We start from the raw sequence: 21,238 nt of genomic DNA on the forward strand, positions 1-21,238 counted from the left end.
CGTTCTCGCGGCCGCGGCAACGGTGGGGGTCGTCCGTCGGTGCCGAGACTTACCGTCGGCCGTGCACCGCACGAGTTGTGGCTTGCCGGAGAGCCCGCATCCACCTCGCGGTCGGGGTGCGACGGCGGAGGTCGTCGGCGCCCATTTCGGCGGCGTGGCTGGTGCGCGCTCACGGACATCGGCGCCTGATTTTCTGGAGTGCTGATTTGTCGGCGGTGGTAATCGGTAAATCGTATTGGATTGCCGTGGTGAGGTATTTGCCCGCGTAGAAGCAATGCCCCTCGGGCCATGGCGGCAACCACCGCGCGGGCGTTTTATCGCCCTTGGCTTGATTGGCCGCACCGTCGGCGGCGAGCAGATTGAACTCGATATCGTTGGCGAAGCGCACCCTGCGCGCCAGCGGCCACCGCGCCGCACCCATATCCCACGCGGCGGCCAGCGGATATACGTGATCGATCTGTACCGCTTTCGCCCGCGCCTTGGTGAAGTCGATACGTCTGCCGGAATACGGGTCGGCCAGCGTGCCGGAGACGACCACGCAGTCGCGCGTGTGCTGCCGATAGGTGACCTCGGTGAGCTGCCGGTTCAGCACGTTGTTCCTGGTGTCGCAGCCGTCGTGCCCGCCAGGCGCGTCGGTGTCGTCGGTCCATGCCTGCCCGAATACGCACCCGCGGCCCGCCGTGCAGTCGCGTTCGTACCCGCCGGGGAACGGCCGTTCGGAGACGACGCGCACGCGCGCGAGCAGCAGCGTCAGCTCGGCGGCGGTCGGGCTGCCCGGCGCTGCGGCTGGGCCGCTCGCACCGAGACCGGCGCAGCCGGACGCCACAGCCGTCGTCAGCAGGATCAGCACGGCAAGCAGGCAGCGAAGAATCCCCCAATTCATGGGCTCAGGTCTACACCTGGGCACCGACATCGCACGCGTGTGCGGCTCAGCGTCCCCGGTGCGCGGCACGCATCGCGCCTTGAGCCGCCGCAGTCGCACCGGTGGGATCACAACCATGTCAGAGCTAGTTCGTCCTCGGTGCGCACAACGGCCCGATTCTTCGGCGCTGACCAGGGGATACCCGCGTGTGCTCCCGGCGAGGAGATTGCTGTCGGACCCACCTGATTGGATGGGACGATGCTGCACGGCTTGTGGTCGCCCGGATCGGGGCTGCTGCTGTGGGGTGAGTCGGCGGCTGCCTCGGTCCCCGAGCCGCTGGGTGGGGTGTTGCGCGGGTCGAAGTTCCGCCATCGCGCCGAGGTCTTGGTGGACGGTGCCCGGCACGAGCGGGTACGCGCCCACGCGTTGGTGCCTTCCGCCGCGGCGCGCGCGTTGCGGCAACGCCTGCCCGCCGAGACCGTCTCCGGCGATCTGCGCTTTCTCGCGCACGTGGCGCTCGGTGTCGAGCGGTGGGTGCGGGCCGGACGGGTGGTGCCGCAGCTGCGCAGGGACGACGGTCAGTGGTGGGTCCGATGGCGGCTGGTCGGCGGCGAGCGGCAGCGCGCGTGGTTGGCCGAACTCGCCGCCACCATGCCGGAAGCGTTGCGGGTGGCAGGCCGCCCCGGCGCGTTGTTGGACGACATGGTCACCGAGCTCGCCGATCCGATCGTGCGCGAACTGATCGACCCGCCGCGGTCGCGGCATCCGCTGATCGCCGCGCTCGTCGCGGATCACCCCGTGGAGGAGGGCAGCCACCAGGTCGCCGAAGTGCTGGAGCGTTGGCGCGAGACCTTGACCGGCGACGAACCGGAACTGGTGCTTCGACTGCTCGAGCCCGACAGCGATCTCGACGAATTCGAGTCCGCCGAGCAGGCACCCAGCACGATGGCCGACGAATCGGCGGCGCTGTGGCGACTGGAGGTCTGCCTACGCGTAGACGGTGAGGCGCCGAACGCTGTTGTCCTGCATGGTGATCCGACTGCGGTGCGGATCGCGGTCGAGCAATTGGGGGTGGCGCAGCAGGCTTACCCTCGGCTACGCGACCTGCCCACCGATCCACGGTCGTTGGACCTGTTATTGCCCACCGAGGTGGTCGCCGACCTGGTCGAACACGGCGCGCATTCCTTGCGGGAAGCCGGTATTCGATTGCTGCTGCCGCGCGCGTGGAGCGTCGGCGCGCCGAGCATGCGGCTGCGGGTGGACGGCGCGGTGGCCGCCGCCGAGAGCACGGTCGGCATGCGCGGGCTCGTGGCCTACCGGTGGGAACTGGCGGTCGGCGACACGGTGCTCACCGAGGCCGAGATGCTACGGATGATCCGCACCAAATCCGATCTCGTGCGCTTGCGCGGCGAGTGGGTCAAGGCCGATCACAAGGCGCTGGCCGCCGCGGCACGCTATGTGGCGGCACACACCGACGACACCCCGATCACACTCGCCGATCTACTCGGCGAACTCGCGGGCAGCCGCGTCGATCAAGTGCCGATTTCCGAGGTCACCGCCACCGGGTGGGCCGCGGAAATCCTCGATGGTTCCGGTGATTCGGCGCATCCGGTCGATCAGCCCTCGGGCCTGGACGCCGAGCTTCGCCCGTATCAACGCCGCGGTCTCACCTGGCTGGCCACCATGAGCCGCAATGGTTTCGGCGCGATTCTCGCCGACGATATGGGTCTCGGCAAGACCGTGCAGGTGCTGGCGCTGCTGCTGCACGAGCGCGAGGCGCACGCGCAGGACGAAGACCCCCGGCTCGGCGAGCAGGGACTCGCGCCGCCCTCGGGTCACGCGAGTGCGGGTGTGCTGTCGAATGGTGCGATCGACATCGCGGCTGCCGCTGAGATCGACGCCGCAGGCAGTGGACGCGGTTCAGGCCGAGGAAAATCGTCGAGCCCGAATGGTCGAACAGCCGACAGCCCGGTAGTCGATCGGATCGTTGGTGCTGACGGGCGCAACGTTCACTATGACGAGTCGGTGCACCGGATCGGGTCGGACCGCAGTGCGTCGCCACGCGCTCGCACCGCTCGCGCAGAGTCGGAGTGGGCTGCGGGCGAGGTGTCCGTCCCGGCCGGTGCGCCGGTGGAACACCATGACGACGGCACCGAGCACACGCGTGGCGCTGATCCGGTCGGTCGAGCACCGGCAGCCCTCGATCCGGCCGCTACCGAGATCGAAAGTAACAGCGCAGAACCAGGTCCGACACTTCTCGTGTGTCCGATGTCGGTGGTGGGGAACTGGCAGCGCGAAGCACAACGTTTCGCACCCGGCCTGCGCGTGTGGGTGCACCACGGTGTCGGGCGGTTGCGTGGCGAGCAGCTGAGCGCCGAGGTAGCCGCGGCCGATCTGGTGGTGACTACCTACGCCTTGCTGGCCAAAGATGTGGAGCAGCTTCGTGAGCAGCACTGGGAACGGATCGTGCTCGACGAGGCGCAGCACATCAAGAACTCGAATACCAGGCAGTCGCGTGCGGCAAGATCGCTGTCGGCTCGACATCGGCTGGCGCTCACCGGAACCCCGGTCGAGAACCGGTTGGAGGAGCTGCGCTCGATCATGGATTTCGTGATGCCGAAACTGCTCGGCAGCCCGCAGTCCTTCCGTGCCCGCTTCGCCGTTCCCATCGAACGCGAACGCGACGCGAACGCGATCAGCCGCCTGCGCTGGATCACCCAGCCGTTCGTGCTGCGTCGGGTGAAGACCGACCCCGCCGTGATCACCGACCTGCCGGAAAAACTGGAGATGACGGTGCGCGCGAACCTCACCGCCGAGCAGGCCGCGCTGTATCAGGCGGTGGTCGACGACATGTTGGCGAAGATCAAGGACGCCAAGGGTATGGCGCGCAAGGGTGCGGTGCTGGGCGCGCTGACCCGACTCAAGCAGGTGTGCAACCATCCCGCGCATTTCCTCGGTGACGACTCGGGTGTGCTGCATCGTGGCTCGCATCGTTCCGGCAAGCTCGCGTTGGTGGAGGATGTGCTGGATTCGGTGTTGGCCGACGGGGAGAAAGCGTTGCTGTTCACCCAGTTTCGGGAGTTCGGTGATCTGATCGCGCCCTATCTTGTCGAACGGTTCGGTACCGAGGTCCCGTTCTTGCACGGCGGTGTGCCGAAGGTCAAGCGCGACTCGATGGTCGAGCGGTTCCAGGAGCCCGACGGCCCGCCGTTGATGCTGCTCTCGCTCAAGGCTGGTGGCACCGGTTTGAATCTGACCGCCGCCAATCACGTTGTGCACCTGGACCGTTGGTGGAATCCTGCGGTGGAGAACCAGGCCACCGATCGCGCGTTCCGCATCGGCCAGCACCGCAATGTGCAGGTGCGCAAGCTGGTGTGTGTCGACACCATCGAGGAACGCATCGACGAAATGATCAACGGCAAGCGGCAATTGGCCGATCTCGCGGTGGGGACGGGGGAGAACTGGATCACCGAGATGGGCACCGACGATCTGCGTGAGCTGTTCTCCCTCGGCGCGTCGGCGGTGGGTGAATGAGCCCGTTCGAGGACTTCAGCCAGTACGGCACGCGGCTGCCGGTGCGTGGCGGCGTGCGCGCCAGGAGCAAGCGTGGTGCGTTCGTGCGCACCTGGTGGGGGCGTGCGCTGATCGAGTCGGTCGAGGCGATGGCGGATGCCGGTCGCATGTCGCGGGGGCGCACCTACGCCCGTGCTGGTCAGGTGGTGGATTACCGGCTCGAACCCGGCAGCGTGACCGCCGAGGTGCAGGGTTCGCAGCCGCGCCCGTTCGTCGCGGTGTTCGCGGTGCGGCGATTGCGCGAGGAGGAAATGGATCTGCTGGTCGAGACGATTCGCGCGGCGCCGGGGATGCTCGCGGAGATCGCCTCGGGCGCCTTGCCCACCGCGCTGGGCGAGCATCTGTTGCCGACCACCGCCGCCGACCTGGATTTCACCTGCACCTGCCCCGACCCAGGCTGGCCGTGCAAGCACGTGGCCGCAGTCTGCTACCTGCTGGCCGAGCGGCTCGACGAACGCCCACGCGACATCCTCGATCTGCGCGGCATCGACCTCGACACCCTCATCGGCGCCATCGAACGCGACACGGACACCGGGGAATCCGATGATCCCTACGGCGACGACCTCACGCTGCCCGAACTGCCGAAACCCGATTACCACCCTGCCACCGAAGACTTGGACCCGGTGCTCCTGCGCAAGGCCCTCCGTATGACCGCCGCCGACGAGCCGACCGCGTCCGCCGGTGCCCGCGACCTGTCGACCCTTTACCGCACGCTCGACCGCTGAATAGCGAAACCCCTTGGTAGGCACCCGGTATCGGGGCTGACGGCAAATTTGCCGCCCGGACTTTTTCGGGGCAGGAACCAGTCCGGAATCGCAAGGGGGCCGGGCTTCCCGACACCGAGTGCCACCCCAAGTCTGCGCCCACCCACCCACAGAAGGAACTGCCCCTACACTGCCCTTCCGCCGACCTTCGGCCAGAACAGTTCTCCCCGACGGGTCCTACGACGTGCCTCGACCGAGCAGAGCGCCGACATCGAGCGTGAGTAGATGCTTGCGGACTCGCTCGGCGAACGCGGGCGCACCCGCTGCTTTGAGTCGATCCGGCAGCGAGGTGCTTCGATCGTGGCTTCTACGCACGTGATAGATGAGATGTTCGGCGGTCACGGCCCGCACTACACGCGGTGCCGAATCATCGACCAGCTCGAAGAACTCGTCGGCGGTGTAGATTTCGTACGGCAGGTCATCGAGGTTTCGGAAGTGTTTGACGTTCTCGGTCAACAGAATGTCGGCCTCCGCGTGCACCGCGGCGCAATGCACATGCGCATCCGCGACATCGGGATATCGTTTCGACCTGTCGATCGTGTAGCCGACGACTCGGCCCGTGGCAAACACCTGTTCTAGCCGTCGCCGAATGCCGCCGACCTGGGCATCATCGAGCAACGGGTTCCGTTTGCGCAGGTGATAGTGGAACTCGACCATGATGTCGTCGGTCCACAGGACCTCGAACATGGTGTTGCCGGGGTCTAGATAGATCAGCGCCAGCCAATCCCGGAGTGTGCGGGAGAACAGGACATTCGCGTCGACCAGAACCCCAGTACCCCGCCCACTGACCATGCGAGCAGAGTACAAGGATGTGATCAGTCGATGACACCGAGTTCGTCCTCGAGCTCGCGCAGTTGGGCGAAGGCCGCGCGTTGTGTTTCGCGTTGTGAATCTTTGTGCGCGAACACGTCTTTGCTCAGCAAACGGGTGTGGGTGCCGACCTTGTGTGCGGGCAACGAGCCGGCGTCGATGAGCTTCATCAAGGTGGGTCGCGAGATACCGAGCATCTTCGCGGCGACAGTCGTCGTCACTTCGTTCGGCATGCTGCCGACGGTGACGGTGCGGCCGTCGCCGAGTAGGTCCAAGATCATCGACAATATCGACGACAGCTCGGCGGGCAGCGTCACAGAACCGGTGCCTTCGATGCCAACGGTGATGCTGTCGTCGGGTGCGTTCTTGCGAAGGGTGTCTATGTGCGCTTTGAACATTCTGGCTTGATCGATTTCGCCGGCTGTGATCGTCAGAGCCGTCCTTGTGTTGTGCATGGCTAAGGCATTCAGGGCTTCGTCCATGGTGTCGCGAATCTCCTTCCGGCCTCTTCACGAGTTCGATGCCAAGGGATCGGGGAGCCTGTCAGGGAGGCAAACCGAGTGCTTGCACTTATAAGTGTAAGGCATTCCTTGCTCTGACGATCCCCGGCGGGTGTCGGCTCCGTGGGGTGGATCACAGGGTTCCGCGGTGCTAGGATGCTTGGGCGTCCAACTATTGGATGACCATATACTGCGGTTGGCAGGTGTGGGCGGCTACGAGGACAAGGATTGGCATGGTTCGCGAAATCACCCACTTCATCGGCGGAAAGAACGTCGCGGGCACGTCCGGGAAATTCGGGGACGTCTTCGATCCGAATCTCGGTCAGGTGCAGGCACGTGTGCCGCTGGCGAGCAAGTCCGAGGTCGAGGCTGTGATCGCGGACGCGGCTGCGGCGCAACCGAAATGGGCTGCCACCAATCCGCAGAAGCGCGCCAGGATTCTGATGAAGTTCGTCGCGTTGGTGCAGGACGAGATCGAATCACTCGCGGCGCTGCTGTCCTCCGAACACGGCAAGACCATCGCCGACGCCAAGGGTGATATTCAGCGTGGCATCGAGGTGATCGAGTTCGCCATCGGCATCCCGCACCTGCTCAAGGGGGAATACACCGAGTCCGCCGGCACCGGCATCGACGTGTACTCGATGCGGCAACCGCTGGGTGTCGTCGCGGGGATCACCCCGTTCAACTTCCCCGCGATGATCCCGCTGTGGAAGGCCGGTCCCGCGCTGGCCACCGGAAACGCGTTCGTGCTCAAGCCTTCCGAACGCGACCCCTCCGTGCCGCTGCGCCTGGCCGAGCTGTTCCTCGAAGCCGGTCTGCCGGCGGGTGTCTTCAACGTGGTGCACGGCGACAAGGAAGCCGTCGACACGATCCTGCACGACCCGAGGATCAAGGCCGTCGGATTCGTCGGCTCCACCCCGATCGCGCAGTACATCTACGAGACCGCGACCGCGAACGGCAAACGCGCCCAGTGCTTCGGCGGCGCCAAGAACCACGCGATCATCATGCCGGATGCCGACCTCGACGACGTCGCCGATCAGCTGATCGGCGCGGGCTACGGCTCCGCCGGTGAGCGTTGCATGGCGATCTCGGTGGCCGTCCCGGTCGGTGAGCAGACCGCCGATCGCCTGGTGGAGAAACTCACCGAGCGAGTGCACAAGCTCAATGTCGGTCGCTCCGACGACCCCGCGGCCGATTACGGCCCGCTGGTCGGCGCAGACGGCGTGCGCAGGGTGGACAACTACGTGCAGATCGGCGTCGACGAGGGCGCCGAGCTCGTCGTCGACGGCCGCGGTCTCGTGGTCGACGGCGCGGAAGACGGATATTTCGTCGGCGCAACCCTTTTCGACAAGGTCACCCCGGATATGCGGATCTACCAGGAAGAGATCTTCGGCCCGGTGCTCGCGGTGGTTCGCGCCGCCGACTACGAGGAGGGGTTGCGCCTGGCCAACGAGCACGAGTACGGCAACGGCGTCGCCATCTTCACCCGCGACGGTGACACCGCGCGCGACTTCTCCGCCCGGGTGCAGGTCGGGATGGTCGGCGTCAACGTGCCGATCCCGGTCCCGATCGCCTACCACACCTTCGGCGGCTGGAAGCGTTCCGGCTTCGGCGACCTCAATCAGCACGGTCCCGACTCGATCCGCTTCTACACCAAGACCAAGACCGTGACCCAGCGCTGGCCGCAGGGACTGCGCAGCGTCGCCGGTACCGAAAACGAGCCCCAGGCCAACGCTTTCGTCATCCCGACGATGGATTGATCGATGTTCATTCTGGACGAAGACGAACAGGCGATCCGCGACACCGCGCGCGGGTTCGCCGACGAGTTCTTGGCCCCGAACGCACTGGACTGGGACGAGCGCAAGTTCTTCCCGGTCGACGTGCTGCGCAAGGCAGGCCCGCTGGGCCTCGGCGGCATCTACACCCGTGAGGATTTCGGCGGCTCCGGCCTGCACAGGCTGGACGCGGTACGGATCTTCGAGCAGTTGGCCACCGGCTGCCCGGCGATCGCCGCCTACATCTCCATCCACAACATGGCGACCTGGATGATCGACAGCTTCGGCGACGAGGAACAGCGTCGCCGCTGGCTGCCCGGCCTCACCTCGATGGAACTGCTGGCCAGCTACGCGCTCACCGAACCGGGTGTCGGCTCGGACGCCGCGGCGCTGAGCACGCGGGCCGTGCGCGAAGGCGACGACTACGTCTTCAACGGCACCAAACAGTTCATCTCCGGCGCAGGTTCCACCGACGTGTATGTGGTGATGGCGCGCACCTCCGACGACGGGGCGCGCGGTGTCTCGGCGTTCATCGTGCCCGCCGAGACACCGGGAATGTCGTTCGGCCCCAACGAGAAGAAGATGGGGTGGCACGCGCAGCCGACCCGTCAGGTGATCTTCGACGACGCGCGCGTACCCGCGGCAAATCGACTCGGTGCCGAGGGCGACGGGTTCCGCATCGCCATGAACGGCCTCAACGGCGGGCGATTGAACATCGCCGCGTGCTCGATCGGTGGGGCGCAGGCCGCGCTGGACAAGACGGTGCCGTATCTGACCGAGCGCAAGGCGTTCGGTCGCGCGCTGGTGAAGAATCAGGCGTTGCAATTCCAGCTCGCCGATATGCGTACCGAATTGGAGGCCGCGCGGACTCTGCTGTGGCGGGCGGCGGCGGCGTTGGACGCGAATGCCCTCGACAAGGTCGAACTGTGTGCGATGGCGAAGCGATTCGCCACCGACACCGGCTTCGACGTGGCGAACAAGGCGCTGCAACTACACGGCGGCTACGGCTATCTCGCCGAGTACGGTGTGGAGAAAATCGTCCGGGATCTGCGGGTACACCAGATTCTCGAGGGCACCAACGAAATCATGCGGGTGGTCGTCGCCCGCGCGGTGGTAGGAGCGGCATGAGTGAACCGGAAGTTCTGGTCGAACGACGCGACGGCGTCGGGCTGATCACGCTGAACCGGCCGAAGGCCATCAACGCGTTGAATCATCCGATGGCACTGACCATTACCGAGGCGTTGCGGGAATGGGCCGTCGACGACGGCGTGCGCACCGTGGCCGTCACCGGCGCTGGCGAGCGCGGGTTGTGCGCCGGTGGCGATATCGTCGCCATCCACTCCGACGCCTCCGCCTCGGTCGCGAGCGCAGGAGGCGCCGCCGCGGAAGCTGATTCGGCGACCGGTCGGTTCTGGCGTGACGAATACATTCTGAACGCGCTGATCGGCGAGTATCCGAAGCCGTATGTCGTGGTGATGGACGGCATCGTGATGGGTGGTGGGGTCGGGCTTTCCGGGCACGGCAGCCACCGCATCGTCACCGAGCGCTCCAAGATCGGTATGCCCGAGGTCGGTATCGGTTTCATCCCGGATGTAGGTGGCACGTACCTGCTTTCGCGCACGCCGGGGGAGATCGGCACACACGTCGCGCTGACCACCGCGCGCATGAGTGCGGGCGACGCGATCGCGGCGGGTTTCGCCGACTATTTCGTGCCCTCCGAGCAGATTCCCGCGCTGTTGGAGACCTTGCGCACGGAATCGGCAGACGTGGCGATCGCCAAATTCGCCACGGCCGCACCGGAATCCGGGCTCGTGGCGGCTCGGTCGTGGATCGACTCCTGCTACAGCGCCGACACCGTGGAGGAGATCGTCGATCGGTTGCGCGCCCACGACGCGCAGGAAGCGAACGAGGCCGCCGAAGCGATTCTCGGGAAATCGCCGGTGGCGTTGAAGGTCACGCTGCGCTCGCTGCGCGCCGCACGCGCGCTGTCGAGCCTGGAAGCCGTGCTCAACGAGGAGTACCGGGTCTCGATCGCCTCGTTGAGCTCCCACGATCTGGTGGAAGGCATCCGCGCGCAGGTCATCGACAAGGACCGCGCACCGAAATGGGTGCCCCCGACCTTGCCCGAGGCGACCGATGACCTGGTCGAGGCATATTTCGCCGAATTGGGCGATCGAGAACTTGGTTTGACGACACCGGAGGACAAGAAGTGAGCGAAAAGATCGGTTTCCTCGGCCTCGGCCACATGGGCGCACCGATGGCGGCGAACCTGGTGCGCGCCGGTTATGAGGTACTGGCCTTCGATCCGGTGCCCGCCGCTCGGGAGCAGGCCGAGCGCGACGGCGCGACGGTCGTCGAGACCGCGGCGGGAACCACCGAGGCGAACACCGTGATCACCATGTTGCCCAACGGCAAACTGGTGTTGGAGGTCTACCGGGAACTGTTGGCCGCGGCGAAGCCGAACACCCTGTTCATCGACTGCTCCACCATCGACGTCGCCGACGCGAAAGCGGCCGCGGAGCTGGCCACGGCCGCGGGTCACCGCGCCATCGACGCGCCGGTCTCCGGTGGGGTCGGCGGCGCGCAGGCCGGCACGCTGACGTTCATGGCGGGCGGCGAGGCGGCGGATTTCGGTGCGGCACTGCCGTTGCTGGAGGTGATGGGCGGCAAGGTGGTGCACTGTGGTGCCTCCGGTGTCGGGCAGGCGGCGAAGATCTGCAACAACATGCTGCTCGGCGCCTCCATGGTCGCTCTGTCGGAGTCGTTGGTGCTGGGTGAGAAGCTGGGTTTGAGTCATCAGTCGTTCTTCGACGTGGTCTCCACCGCCTCGGGACAGAGTTGGGCACTGACCACCTACTGTCCGGTGCCCGGCCCGGTACCGACCAGCCCCGCGAACAATGACTATCAGCCGGGTTTCGCGACCGCGCTGATGGCCAAGGACCTCGGTTTGGCCGCGAATGCCTTGCGTGCCAACGGTGTTGCCAGCGAGATCGGCCTGCTTGCCGCGCAGATCTACGAGCGGTTCAACCAGACCGACGGTGGGCGCGACTTCTCCGCTATCGTCACCGACATCCGTAACCGCAGCGACCAAGAGGGTGGCCAGTGACCGATTTCGAGACGATCCTTGTCGAGCGCAAGGGCGAGGGTAAGGGCCGCGTCGGATGGATCACGCTCAACCGCCCCAAGGCGCTGAACGCGCTGAACGCGCAGGTACTCGATGACGTGATCGGCGCGTTGGACGAGTTGGAGCGCGACGAGGAAGTCGGCGCCATCGTCATCACCGGCTCCGAGCGTGCCTTCGCCGCGGGTGCCGATATCAAGGAGATGCAGCCCAAGTCCTACATGGACGTGTTCCTCGACGACTACTTCGCCCGCTGGGATCGGCTCGCGCAGTTCCGCAAACCCACCATCGCCGCGGTCGCCGGATATGCGCTCGGTGGCGGCTGTGAACTGGCGATGCTGTGCGATCTGTTGATCGCCGCCGACACCGCGAAGTTCGGGCAGCCGGAGATCAAGCTCGGCGTGATTCCCGGTATCGGTGGCTCGCAGCGGCTCACCAGGGCGATCGGTAAGGCCAAGGCGATGGATCTGGTGCTCACCGGCCGCAATATGGACGCCGAGGAAGCCGAACGCGCCGGACTGGTCTCGCGGGTGGTCCCCGCGGCCGAACTGCTCGACACCGCGCTGGAGGTCGCCGAAACCATCGCGTCGATGTCGTTGCCGGTCACCATGATCGCGAAGGAATCGGTGAACCGGTCGTTCGAGACCACCCTCGCCGAGGGGCTGCGCTTCGAGCGTCGGGTGTTCCACTCGCTGTTCGCGATCGAGGATCAGAAGGAAGGCATGAGCGCCTTCGTGGAGAAGCGGCCCGCGCGGTTCACCAACCGCTGAGTCGCGGCTACCGCGGCGGGGTGGGTGCGGTGTCGACGATCTGCGTCGGCACCGAGATCCGCCCCGAGGGTTGGTCGGAGTTGCGTTGTGCGGCAAGGAGTCCGGCGATGGTCGCGGCGAGTGCGACGGTCACCGCGACGGCGGCGACGAGTTTGCGTCGACCGACCACCGGGGCGACGATCGACCCCGACAACTCCGACAGCGCGCTGCCCGGCGGTGGTGTCGCGCCGCAGACCCGGTTCATCCGCACATCGGGATGGCGTTGCGCCGCGAGCAACACGGCACCGCGCGCGGAAACGGTGTCGGGGTCGCTGTCGTAGACGATCGGTACGCCGAACCGGTCGGCGAGCGCCGTCCGCAGGGTGGGGTCGCGCAGGCAGCCGCCGAGCAACACCACCGCTTGAAGTGTGCTGCCGGACTCCTCGACCAGTTCGCGCACGATCGAGACCGAATGCCGCAATCCCGTCGAGCGCAGCGCGGCGAGGTCGTTGCGGGTGAGCACGGCGCGACTGCCGGTATCGGTATCCCACGCGGTGATCACGCGTGCGCTACTGAGTTCCTCGCGGTGTCTGCGGCTGGTCGGTTGATCGGCGATGACGCCCTCGCGGGCCAGTTGGCCACGCAGGAGTGCGTCGTAGCCGTCGCCGCCGAGCACGGTGCTGCGGCGTACCGCGAGGACGGTGTCGGTGCGACAATCGGCGTGGGTGATGGTCAGCCCCGAACTGCCGAGATCGTAGAGGATCACCGAACCGGTGTGCGGCAGTTGACCGGTGAAGCGTAGGTAGCGCAGCTGTGCCAACGGTTCGTCGACGAGCAGCAGATCGCGGTGTCCCGCCGTGATCCTGATCGACTCGGCGTGTTCGGCGCAGCGGCAGGTGACGGCGGTGGCGGTGATCAGTTCGTCGCGCTTGGCCGCGGCGCCACGCATCCGCCGGATCGCCTCGAAGACGGGTTCGTCGATCGCGCCGCCCACGCGCCGAGGTACCTGGCATTGATCGATCGGCGGTAGGTGCGGTTGATCGGAATGGGTGAGCACGGCGCGAGCACTGCCCGCACCCGCCGACACCCCCAAGACCAGCACCATGGGTCCATCGTGGACCTATTCGACGCGGATGCCAAGGCGACTGGCACCGTGGTCGGCGAGTTGGATACCGGACCGTTATGCGCGGGCAGAACCGGCCGTCTGGTTGCGATGGGTCTCAGTCGGTTTCGGCGGTCGACCACCGGGCGGGCGCGTCGCCCGCGTCGAAATCGCCCGCGGCGTGCCGGAACTCCGCGAGGATCTGGAGCAGGGTATTCAGTCGATCGTGCGCGATGCCGGGGAGGGCGAAAACCTTCGCGTTCAGTTCCTCGGTGGCGTGCGCGACCAATTCCCTTCCTGCGTCCGTGATCTCGATCAGCGTTGCGCGTCGGTCACTCGGATGCGGCACTCGCTCCACCAGGTGGGCGGCTTCCAGCCGGTCGACGGTATTGGTGACGCTGGTGGGATGGACCTGGAGGCGCGCGCTGGCCTTCGCCATCGGCAGCCCGCCCTGCTTGCTGAAGCTCAGCAACATCAGCAACTCGTACCTGGAGAAGGTCAGACCGGTGGGTTTGAGCACCTCGTCGACCCGCGCCATCACGATCTGCTGCGCTCGCACCAGCGAGGTCACCGCCGCCATGCCGTCGGCCACCTCACCCCAGCCGTGACCGACCCATTGACGGTGGGCTTCCTGAATCGGGTCGAGAGGTAGCGGACGTGGTCGAGACATCTCCCGATCATTCCATGCGTCGTCGTGGCGCCCGCGCACGTCCTGGCAACATCCCGGCCGCCGCCTTGTGCCAGCCAGCCTGGTGATCAGCCAGCCTTGTGATCAGCTCGAGCGCAAACCTGTGGTCGTGCGGCGGCCGATGGGAATGTAGTCCACGAGGCGGGCGTGGCTGAGTGGTTGAGGCAACGGTCTGCAAAGCCGTTTACGCGGGTTCGATTCCCGCCGCTCGCTCTACGGGTGCCGACCGCACGGTCGGTCATGCTCGGTTCGGCGTAACGCTGCACGCCGGACCGGGCGCCCAGCTTTCAGGACAATCCCGAAAAATCACGCAGCACAACGTGATTGCGGTCTGCGCAGCTGCCGAGGGTGTAATTCGGGATGAGACCGAAATATTCGGCCCTGCTGGTCGCGCTCCAGCGGCGCGCCGCGTCGGTACGGGTCTTGTAGAAGTTGACCATGTAGCCGCCCTCGTACAGGCGAAGCAGGCTGTAGCCACCCGGATACTCCTTCACCGCGGCGACTTCGAGGAATTCCACCCCGTACGCGGTATCCGGACGACTGCGCAGGTTGCGGTGGGTGTGTCCGCTGTGCTGGAGGAACACGCCGGGGCTGCGCTCGTACAACGCTTGCAGTTCGGCACTGTCGGTGCGATCGAGAACGAAACCGGGACCCGCGGGGTTGGTGAGCCCCGATTCGACGGTGACCGGGTGGTGACCGAACACCAGCGTCGGGCGATCCGGCTCGGCGCGCAATCGTTCGCGCAGCACATCGAATTGGGGGCGTTCGATGCGACCACCGGAGCCGTCGAGGTCGCTGGTGTCCAGGCCGAGCACCCGGAGCCCGCCCATGTCTTGCTCGATCAATTCTTGGCGCGGGGTGAATTCCTCTGCCCAGCAGTCGTGGTGATCCCGCGGTGCGGGCGCACAGCCCGCGTAGTCCGAATCCGTATGGGGGCGATCGTGATTGCCGCGCACCACGAAGTAGTCGCTCCCCAAGGCACCCCACCGGTCGAGCTTCGCGCGTACGGCGCGCGAATCCGCCGAGGAGGCTTCGGCGGTGAGATCACCGGCGAGTAGCAGGCGGTCCGCCGCGCGATCGGGTCGGCGCAGATCATCGAGCAGCGCGTCGAGCATGACCTCCGGATACGGCGGCAAAGCGGGGTCCTGGCGCACGCCGGGCGGCAGGTCGCCCACGATGAGTCCGCTCACCTCCTCGCCGAAGTGCAGATCGTTGGCCAAGGCGAGGGTGCGCAGTCGCCGTCCCGGCGGTGGCACCAATGTGGTGAAACGGCCGGTGGATTCGGGAGCGCCGGGGATCAGGGTGGTCGCGTTCAGCGCAGGTACCGCTCGTGCGCCGCGCGACCACGCCTCGAAGCGATACGGTCGGCCGGGCTCGAGACCGTCGATCTGCGCGTAGTGGAACGGCGTCGGGTGCTGGTCGGCATACACCGTGGTCAACGGTGAATCGACCGGGCCGAGGCGGACTTCGGCGTCGGCGTCGACCGGGACGAGGCGTCCTGACGCGTCCGGCGCCACGGTGGTCCAGGTCAGTATCGCCGTGGTGTCGGTGATCGTGACGACTTCCAGATCCGTGGCGATCACCGAATGCGGTTGTGCGCCAGCGGTCCCCGCCTGCGCGAGGCTCGCGGCCAGCGCGCCGCCGAGTGCGGCGAGCACGGTGCGTCTGGTCGGCCCACAGCAGTCGGTGCGGGTGTGCGCGTGCGGTGCCGATCGTCCCATCGTCGTCCTTTTCCGCCGGTGCGTGCGTTCGGTCCGGGTGTGCGCGCCTTGCTGGCTGTCGGTCAGCGACCGGACCGATCCTATCGGTGCTCGTGCGGAGGGCTTGCGCAAGTCCGCCGTGCGGCGGCGATCCGCGATTCGGGCAAGATCGTTCTGATTACGTTGCGCGCGTGCGGAAAGCGGTTGAGCCGATCGGGCTGTGGGCTGCCGTCGCCGTCGCGAACACACGCGAAACCACAGCGCGAACGAGCGGTTGTGGCGACGGGCGCGAGATTGCGGCAGCGGGTGTCGCCGATGCGGCGGGTTCATGGAGTGTGTATGACGACGGCGACTATGAACACCGCTGCCCTCGGCGAGCTATACCGCCGAATCCTGCAGCGACCTTGTCGGGGGCGTCGGCGACGGTGTATACGCCACGCGGACTTGGTCTTCGGCGACGGCGCAGTGCGCGGACTCGGCCTTCAGCGAGGGTGCGATGCTGACGGTATGGCTCTGGTCGTTCGCAACGGCCGGGCCGAGTCGCCATCCGGCGTATTGGATTGCCACCGCGCGTTGGATCACCATTCGGCGGCCTGCCTCGGTCCACGCGCGATGGTGGTCGGAGCGCACGGTCTGGTTCGGGTGCTGGTCGGCATGCACTGTGGTCGACGGTGAATCGACCGGGCCGAGGCGGACTTCGGCGTCGGCGTCGACCGGGACGAGGCGTCCTGACGCGTCCGGCGCCACGGTGGTCCAGGTCAGTATCGCCGTGGTGTCGGTGATCGTGACGACTTCCAGATCCGTGGCGATCACCGAATGCGGTTGTGCGCCAGCGGTCCCCGCGCGGGCAAGGCGCCTGCGCACGTCGAGTGGACCGCAGTTCGGTAGTTGGCGAACCGTGGACCGTATTTCGTGGGGTTGCTTTCGCAGGGTGTCGGCCTGCGCGCCGCCGAAAGTGGATCCGTCCTACCCTCGCTGAATTCGGTGAATTCGGTCGCGAGGGTAGGACGGTGCTCAGAGGTTGACGCCGAAATCGCCTGCGATGCCAGCCAAACCGGAGTCGTAGCCCTGACCGGTGGCGCGGAACTTCCACTCGGCGCCGTTGCGGTACAGCTCGCCGAAGACCATGGCCGTCTCGGTGGAGGCGTCCTCGGACAGGTCGTAGCGTGCGAGTTCCTCGCCGTTGTCGCGGTTCACCACGCGGATGTAGGCATTGCGCACCTGCCCGAACGACTGGCCCCTGGTCGTGCCCTCGTAGATCGAGACCGGGAACACGATGGACTCGATCGTCGCCGGGGTGGTGGCCAGGTCGACGTTGATGACCTCGTCGTCACCGTCACCCTCGCCGGTCTTGTTGTCACCGGCGTGCTCGATCGCGCCCTCGGGCGACTTCAGGTTGTTGAAGAAGACGAAGTGTCCATCCGACACGACCTTCTTGTCAGCGCCGAGCGCGATCGCGCTGGCGTCGAGGTCGAAGTCCGTTCCGGTGGTGGTCCTCAGGTCCCATCCGAGGCCGACCGCGACCGCGGTCAGGTTCGGCGCCGCCTTGGTGAGCGAGACATTGCCACCCTTGGACAAACTGACACCCATACCGATTTCCCCTGTCGATCATCGCGGCGCGAAGGACGCCGACCCTTCGAAGCTAGCACGTGATATGGGCGATTTGCCGCTGTCGAGGACAGGAATGCCGTTGGTAGCTAAGTGAATTGACGAACGAGGGGATTCGCGCGTGCTGTGACCCGGCCTATCAGGTCGAACCGTTCCTGGCGGGGGGAGACCGAACTCCCTCTTCGCAGGTCCCTGTGCCCGTAGGCCGCTCGCTCGTTACCGCGGACGGGTTGCGACAACTCGTGACACTCAGGCTGGTCGAGACAAGAAACGCGGAAGGTCCCCGACCAGGAAAACTAGCTGGTCGGGGACCTTCCTTCGGTGTGCCCTCGGCAGGAATCGAACCTGCGGCCTTCTGCTCCGGAGGCAGACGCTCTATCCCCTGAGCTACGAGGGCGGGATAGCAACTCGATCAGCTCCGGCGGGGCCGGTCGATCGGGCTCGGTCAGCCTATCGTATCGGCGTGCTCGGGCCAAAAGGTGCGTCTGGGCGGGTTTCAGTTCTGCGGCAGTGGTGTCGCGCCGCGAGCGCTGAGCATGGTGGTGAGGGTGACGGATTCGCTGCGCTGCGTCTTGGCCATGGTGTCGGCGAGGGTGCGCACGGCGGTGGTCGCCGCGTACCTGGTCGCGTAGTCGATCATCGGCAGACCGCCCTGGTGATGACGCAGCATCAGTTGCAGGAACATGGTGTCCATCGTCGGACCGGTGGCCGCGCGCAACGCGGAGAGGTCGTCCTCGGTGGCCATACCGGGCATGGTCGGCACGGGAACGGAATGTTCGCCAACGGTCTGCGAATGGTCATGTCCCGCAGCGTGTTCGGTCATCCAGGCCATGTATCCGTCGACCGATTGTGCCGGTTTACCCCAGAGTTGCAGCCAGCCCTGCATGCGGCCGACCTGGTTCTGCTGCGTGGTGAGGATGTCGTAGGCAAGGCGCCGCACATCCGGGTCGGTGGAGTTGACCAGAACCACGCCCGCCATCTCCACCGCCTGAGCGTGATGGGCCGACATGTCCTGCAAGAAACCGATGTCCACCGCCTCCGGGCTCGCCTCCGAGGCGGAGGTCCCCGGCACGCCGAGAAAGACACCCGCCGCGAACCCGACCACGATCGCGCCGATCGCGCCGACGATCAGCAGCGCGACCCGCTGTCGCCGGTACTGCGCGCGCAAGCCGGAGTTCGCTCCCGCGCGCTGCTCGGCGCTCATCCGCCGAGCGACGGCGCCGCGCCGCCGGGCATTCCTGGCACGCCAGGGATGCCCGGCACGCCAGGAACGCCGGGCAGGCCGCCGCCGGTCTCGGACTGATCCCGCGCGAGTCCCTTGCCGTCCATCGGCACCGCGTCCGGCCCCGGCGGGGTCGGATCGAAGGGCGGTGGGTTGTCGGTGTCGAAGGCGATGGTCGAACAATCGGCGCCGACCTCGGGGTAGGCGTAGTTGTTCAGCCGCAGCGCGGTGATGAACTGGTTGATCCGCTGGTCGTCGACGCTGTCGACCTTCAACTGATGACCCCACGACTGCAGCGAGATCGCGGTATCCATCGCCGGATAGGGCGACATCAGGGTGTACGGCTTGCCCTCGACCTTCTCGCGCAGCGTCGCGATGCCCGCCGCGTCCACCTTGTCCGGGTTGTAGGCGATCCACACCGCGCCGTGCTCCAACGAATGCACCGCGTTCTCGGTGCGGATCGCCGTCGGGTATACCGTGCCCGTGCAGGTCGCCCACGACGCGTCGTGCGGCCCGCCGAACGGCGGGGTCTGGTCGTAGGCCACCCGCTGGGTCGGCGAGGTGTGCAGCCCGGCGGGGTACTCGCGCTTGACGACGCCGTCGATCTGCTCGGAGGGGTCCTGGCGTTCGGCGCTCGGCGTGAACTGCTCCAGGTCGGCCTTCTCGCGATATTTAGGAACGAGGCTGAAGGCCAGCGCGCCGATCAATGCCACGACGACGACCACGGCGCCGACGATCAGCCAGGGGAACTGCCGATTGTTTTCGGCTCCGGATCCCGGCAGCTTGGATTTCGTGGGGCCCTTCCGTTTTCCCGTCGACGTCGACTTCGCGGCGGCCTTGGCGGCCTTGCCAGATTCGGCCGATTCGGCCTCGGGACTGCTCGGCATCGCTCGCTGTGCTCTTTCACGTGAGGGATTCCGTTGACGGTTGCGCGTCGCCGGACGGGTCGGGCAGCAGTGCCCACTCGAAGGTGCGCACCCGCCCAGACCATAGGATAGAGACTCGTGACTCCAGCTGACCTTGCAGATCTCCTTCACGCGACCGCCGCGAAGGTGCTCGTCGAACGTGGGCTCGACCCCGCGGTCCTGCCGGACGAGGTCACCGTGGAGCGTCCGCGCAACCCCGAACACGGCGATTACGCCACGAATCTGGCCATGCGGGTCGGCAAGAAAGCAGGCGCGAATCCGCGCGACCTGGCCACCTGGCTCGCCGAGGCGTTGAGCGCCTCCGACGGTGTCGCCTCCGCCGAGGTGGCGGGGCCCGGATTCTTGAACATCCGGCTCGCGGCGTCGGCGCAGGGCGCCATCATCGAAAAGGTGCTGGCCGACGGCGCCGACTACGGCTCGTCGCACGCCTTTGCGGGGACCAGGATCAACCTGGAGTTCGTCTCGGCGAATCCGACCGGCCCGGTGCACCTCGGCGGCACCCGATGGGCGTCGGTGGGTGACGCGCTCGGTCGCGTGCTCAGCGCACAGGGCGCCGAGGTGACCCGCGAGTACTACTTCAACGATCACGGCGCGCAGATCGACCGCTTCGCGTTGTCGCTGGTCGCCGCGGCCACCGGCGCGCCGACACCGGACAACGGGTACGCGGGCGCCTACATCGCGGAGATCGCGGGCAAGATCACCGACGCGCATCCCGAGGCGGCGACGCTGCCGGAGCACCAGCGACTCGAACTCTTCCGCGCCGAAGGCGTCGAATTGATGTTCGCGCAGATCCGGCAGGCGCTGCACGATTTCGGCACCGACTTCGACGTGTACTTCAACGAGAGCTCGCTGTTCGAGTCCGGCGCGGTCGACAAGGCCGTCGCGACCCTGAAGAACTCCGGTGACCTCTACGAAAAAGACGGCGCGTGGTGGATCGCCAGCACCGAATACGGTGACGACCAAGACCGCGTCGTGCTCAAGAGCGACGGCAACGCCGCCTACATCGCTGGCGACATCGCCTACTTCCAGAACAAGCGTTCGCGCGGCTTCGACCTGTGCATTTACATGCTCGGCGCCGACCATCACGGCTACATCGGCCGATTGAAGGCCGCGGCTGCCGCGTTCGGCGACGACCCTGCGACCGTCGAGGTGCTGATCGGCCAGATGGTGAACCTGCTGTCCGACGGTGTCGCGGTGAAGATGAGCAAGCGCGCTGGCACCGTGGTGACCCTCGACGACCTGGTCGAAGCGATCGGTGTCGACGCGGCGCGCTACTCGCTGGTCCGGTCGTCGGTGAACTCGAGCATCGACATCGACCTGGGGATCTGGACCAGTCAGAGCAACGAGAACCCGGTCTACTACGTGCAGTACGCGCACGCGCGCTCGGCCTCCATCGCACGCAATGCCGCGGAGTTCGGGTTCGATTCCGCCACACCGGATCTCGCATTGCTCACGGCCGAAGAAGAAGGTGAGCTCATCCGCACCCTCGGCGAATACCCGAGGGTCGTGGCCAGCGCGGCGAGCCTGCGCGAGCCGCACCGGATCGCCAGGTACCTGGAGGAACTGGCTGGTGCCTACCACCGCTTCCAGACCAACAAGAACCTGCGCGTGCTCCCGCTCGGTGACGAACCCGTCTCGTCCACCAATGCGGCACGGTTGCGGCTGGTCAACGCCACCAGGCAGGTGCTGGCCAACGGGCTCGCCCTGCTCGGCGTCAGCGCGCCGGAGCGGATGTGAGCCACCGTGCATCGAGCGACGCGCGACCGAAACGACGGCAGGGAAGGAGCACGGCAGTGACCGAGCCGATCGCAGCTATGACCGCCCGCACGGGCACCACG

18 protein-coding genes and 2 tRNA genes are annotated in these 21,238 nt (G+C 66.7%); 9 read left to right on the top strand and 11 right to left on the bottom strand.

Annotated elements, in window-relative coordinates:
• Nucleotides 1–169: 169 nt before the first annotated feature.
• On the bottom strand, nucleotides 170–883 hold the full coding sequence (locus ABEA50_RS28970) for an HNH endonuclease family protein (protein WP_345499502.1): 714 nt from the start codon (nucleotides 881–883) through the stop codon (nucleotides 170–172).
• Between the two features lie 237 nt (nucleotides 884–1,120).
• On the opposite strand from ABEA50_RS28970, the gene ABEA50_RS28975 reads away from it, so the two are divergent.
• A complete protein-coding gene (locus tag ABEA50_RS28975; protein ID WP_345499504.1) occupies nucleotides 1,121–4,396 on the top strand; it encodes a DEAD/DEAH box helicase in 3,276 nt (1,091 codons plus the stop codon).
• A complete protein-coding gene (locus ABEA50_RS28980; protein ID WP_345499505.1) occupies nucleotides 4,393–5,160 on the top strand; it encodes an SWIM zinc finger family protein in 768 nt (255 codons plus the stop codon). The genes ABEA50_RS28975 and ABEA50_RS28980 overlap by 4 nt, the downstream gene beginning before the upstream one ends.
• Nucleotides 5,161–5,376: 216 nt before the next feature.
• Here ABEA50_RS28980 and ABEA50_RS28985 read toward each other — a convergent pair whose 3' ends face one another.
• The gene (locus ABEA50_RS28985) at nucleotides 5,377–5,991 is read right to left on the bottom strand and encodes a PIN domain-containing protein (protein ID WP_345499506.1); all 615 of its coding nucleotides are present in this window, start codon (nucleotides 5,989–5,991) and stop codon (nucleotides 5,377–5,379) included.
• 23 nt (nucleotides 5,992–6,014) lie between these two features.
• Nucleotides 6,015–6,491, bottom strand: coding sequence for a helix-turn-helix domain-containing protein (locus ABEA50_RS28990; RefSeq protein WP_345499507.1), 477 nt, complete (start codon nucleotides 6,489–6,491; stop codon nucleotides 6,015–6,017).
• 251 nt (nucleotides 6,492–6,742) lie between these two features.
• On the opposite strand from ABEA50_RS28990, the gene ABEA50_RS28995 reads away from it, so the two are divergent.
• Genes ABEA50_RS28995 through ABEA50_RS29015 form a run of 5 tightly spaced genes read left to right on the top strand, consistent with a single transcriptional unit; the run spans nucleotide 6,743 to nucleotide 12,175 of the window.
• Nucleotides 6,743–8,269 carry a CoA-acylating methylmalonate-semialdehyde dehydrogenase gene (locus ABEA50_RS28995; RefSeq protein WP_345499509.1) on the top strand — a complete coding sequence of 509 codons (1,527 nt, stop codon included), beginning with the start codon at nucleotides 6,743–6,745 and terminating at the stop codon, nucleotides 8,267–8,269.
• 3 nt (nucleotides 8,270–8,272) lie between these two features.
• Nucleotides 8,273–9,412 carry an acyl-CoA dehydrogenase family protein gene (locus tag ABEA50_RS29000; protein WP_345499510.1) on the top strand — a complete coding sequence of 380 codons (1,140 nt, stop codon included), beginning with the start codon at nucleotides 8,273–8,275 and terminating at the stop codon, nucleotides 9,410–9,412.
• A complete protein-coding gene (locus tag ABEA50_RS29005) occupies nucleotides 9,409–10,497 on the top strand; it encodes an enoyl-CoA hydratase/isomerase family protein (RefSeq protein WP_345499511.1) in 1,089 nt (362 codons plus the stop codon). The genes ABEA50_RS29000 and ABEA50_RS29005 overlap by 4 nt, the downstream gene beginning before the upstream one ends.
• Nucleotides 10,494–11,390: a 3-hydroxyisobutyrate dehydrogenase gene (gene mmsB / locus ABEA50_RS29010; RefSeq protein WP_345499513.1), complete on the top strand. Its 897-nt coding sequence runs from the start codon at nucleotides 10,494–10,496 to the stop codon at nucleotides 11,388–11,390. Before ABEA50_RS29005 ends, mmsB begins: the two co-directional genes overlap by 4 nt.
• Entirely contained in the window at nucleotides 11,387–12,175 is a 789-nt protein-coding gene (locus ABEA50_RS29015; RefSeq protein ID WP_345499515.1) for an enoyl-CoA hydratase, read from the top strand. Before mmsB ends, ABEA50_RS29015 begins: the two co-directional genes overlap by 4 nt.
• Before the next feature lie 7 nt (nucleotides 12,176–12,182).
• Here ABEA50_RS29015 and ABEA50_RS29020 read toward each other — a convergent pair whose 3' ends face one another.
• On the bottom strand, nucleotides 12,183–13,259 hold the full coding sequence (locus tag ABEA50_RS29020) for an Hsp70 family protein (RefSeq protein ID WP_345499517.1): 1,077 nt from the start codon (nucleotides 13,257–13,259) through the stop codon (nucleotides 12,183–12,185).
• A 115-nt stretch (nucleotides 13,260–13,374) separates the two neighbouring features.
• The gene (locus ABEA50_RS29025; RefSeq protein ID WP_345499518.1) at nucleotides 13,375–13,926 is read right to left on the bottom strand and encodes a MarR family winged helix-turn-helix transcriptional regulator; all 552 of its coding nucleotides are present in this window, start codon (nucleotides 13,924–13,926) and stop codon (nucleotides 13,375–13,377) included.
• Nucleotides 13,927–14,085: 159 nt separating this feature from the next.
• Here ABEA50_RS29025 and ABEA50_RS29030 point away from each other — a divergent pair.
• A tRNA-Cys gene (locus ABEA50_RS29030) sits at nucleotides 14,086–14,157 on the top strand.
• Nucleotides 14,158–14,231: 74 nt separating this feature from the next.
• Here the strand turns inward: ABEA50_RS29030 and ABEA50_RS29035 are convergent.
• The 6 genes from ABEA50_RS29035 to ABEA50_RS29060 all read right to left on the bottom strand — a co-directional run bounded on the left by ABEA50_RS29035 (nucleotide 14,232) and on the right by ABEA50_RS29060 (nucleotide 19,361).
• Complete coding sequence (locus ABEA50_RS29035; RefSeq protein WP_345499520.1) at nucleotides 14,232–15,665, bottom strand: metallophosphoesterase; 1,434 nt, start codon at nucleotides 15,663–15,665, stop codon at nucleotides 14,232–14,234.
• A gap of 357 nt (nucleotides 15,666–16,022) precedes the next feature.
• Nucleotides 16,023–16,508: a hypothetical protein gene (locus ABEA50_RS29040; protein ID WP_345499522.1), complete on the bottom strand. Its 486-nt coding sequence runs from the start codon at nucleotides 16,506–16,508 to the stop codon at nucleotides 16,023–16,025.
• 150 nt (nucleotides 16,509–16,658) lie between these two features.
• Nucleotides 16,659–17,234, bottom strand: coding sequence for a TerD family protein (locus tag ABEA50_RS29045; RefSeq protein ID WP_345499523.1), 576 nt, complete (start codon nucleotides 17,232–17,234; stop codon nucleotides 16,659–16,661).
• A 342-nt stretch (nucleotides 17,235–17,576) separates the two neighbouring features.
• Nucleotides 17,577–17,649: transfer RNA gene (locus tag ABEA50_RS29050), tRNA-Arg, on the bottom strand.
• A 99-nt stretch (nucleotides 17,650–17,748) separates the two neighbouring features.
• Nucleotides 17,749–18,456, bottom strand: coding sequence for a DUF305 domain-containing protein (locus tag ABEA50_RS29055; protein WP_345499525.1), 708 nt, complete (start codon nucleotides 18,454–18,456; stop codon nucleotides 17,749–17,751).
• On the bottom strand, nucleotides 18,453–19,361 hold the full coding sequence (locus tag ABEA50_RS29060) for a DUF3105 domain-containing protein (RefSeq protein ID WP_345499526.1): 909 nt from the start codon (nucleotides 19,359–19,361) through the stop codon (nucleotides 18,453–18,455). The genes ABEA50_RS29055 and ABEA50_RS29060 overlap by 4 nt, the downstream gene beginning before the upstream one ends.
• Before the next feature lie 117 nt (nucleotides 19,362–19,478).
• Here ABEA50_RS29060 and argS point away from each other — a divergent pair, with 117 nt between their 5' ends.
• Nucleotides 19,479–21,137, top strand: a complete 1,659-nt coding sequence (gene argS / locus ABEA50_RS29065) for an arginine--tRNA ligase (RefSeq protein ID WP_345499528.1) — start codon at nucleotides 19,479–19,481, stop codon at nucleotides 21,135–21,137.
• The last annotated feature ends 101 nt before the right edge of the window (nucleotides 21,138–21,238 follow it).

Source organism: Nocardia callitridis (genome assembly GCF_039543305.1).
GTDB classification, from domain to species: domain Bacteria; phylum Actinomycetota; class Actinomycetes; order Mycobacteriales; family Mycobacteriaceae; genus Nocardia; species Nocardia callitridis.